The sequence below is a fragment of the Pseudarthrobacter sp. AB1 genome (assembly GCF_014926485.1).
Lineage (GTDB): Bacteria > Actinomycetota > Actinomycetes > Actinomycetales > Micrococcaceae > Arthrobacter.
On the sequence record NZ_PZKO01000090.1, the window covers coordinates 1 to 1268 of the forward strand.

Sequence of the window (1268 nt, forward strand, 5' to 3'; positions counted from 1 at the left end):
GGCAAAGTCAACTGGTCGGAGCAACGCCGGGTGTTATGCCGCGGTTAGCAGCTGGTTCAGCCGGTTGGCTGGGGTCTGTAGGTTCAGGGTGGGCCGGGGTCGGCGGTTGAGTTTGGCGGCGACCTGGCGCAGGTCCTCCGGGGTGTGGACGGAGAGGTCTGAGCCTTTCTCGAACCAGAACCGTAGGAGTCGGTTGGTGTTCTCGTTGGTACCGCGCTGCCAGGGCGAGTGCGGGTCACAGAAGTAGAGGGTGGTTTCGAGTGCGGTTTGGATTTTGGCGTACTGCGCGAGTTCGGTGCCGCGGTCCCAGGTGATGGACCGGCGCAGGTGATCCGGGAGGCTGCCCATCTCCCGGATCATCGCGGTAGCGACGGTCTCGGCGGAGTGGTCTCCGGCGAGGTGGAGGAGGATCGTGAACCTGGTCGAGCGTTCCACGAGGGTGCCGATTGCGGTCCCGTCGGAGCCGATGATGAGGTCGCCCTCCCAGTGTCCGGGGATGGCCCGGTCCTGGACCTCGGCTGGGCGTTCGCTGATCTTGAACGCCTCCTTGTAGGGGCTGTTTTTGGTCCGGTCCGCGGCGTGCGGGACGCGTTGCTTGCGCTTCAGGCTGAGTTTCTCGGCCAGGTCTGCCCGCAGACTGCCGCGGGATTGAACATACAGTGCCTGGTAGATCGTCTCGTGGCTCACCTGCATAGTCTGATCATCAGCGAAGAAGAACGCCAACATCGACGAGATCAGCTTCGGGCTCCACCCGTCATCCATCCACACCCCGATCAGCCGGCACAGCGCCTCGTCCTCGACCAGCTTCAACGGCTTCGGCCGGCGCCTGGCCTGATGGGCCTTGGTATGGGCTACCGAGGCGTAATACACGCCGTCTCCACTGGTATTCCTTTTCACTTCCCGCCAGACCACAGACTTGTCCCTGCCTATGGCCTTGCCGATCTCGGCGTAGCTGAGCCCACACCGCTGGCCCATCTGGATCATTCCCCGCTCCGCCAGGTTCAACACCCGGCCGCCCGGGCCCTCCGCCGAAGGCGCCGGATCCGAAAGGCCCCCAACAGCGCCCATGTTCATGGTCATCATCTGGCCAGACTGGGCCCACCACCTCCGCCCGGTCCCATGTCGGGTTCCGACACGCCGGGCGGCAGCGAGAATCGACATCCCGCCACACACCATGTCAACGAACACGGTGCGGGTATTCGGAGGAAATGACTTGACCATGAAACGCTCCATCAATCAGAGCGTTGCTACGACCATATGACTTTGCC

1 protein-coding gene is annotated in these 1268 nt (G+C 63.5%); it reads right to left on the reverse strand.

The annotated features are described in order from the left end of the window. Positions 1–33: 33 nt before the first annotated feature. Complete coding sequence (locus DAD99_RS21360) at positions 34–1221, reverse strand: IS30 family transposase (RefSeq protein WP_193343177.1); 1188 nt, start codon at positions 1219–1221, stop codon at positions 34–36. Positions 1222–1268 lie beyond the last annotated feature (47 nt).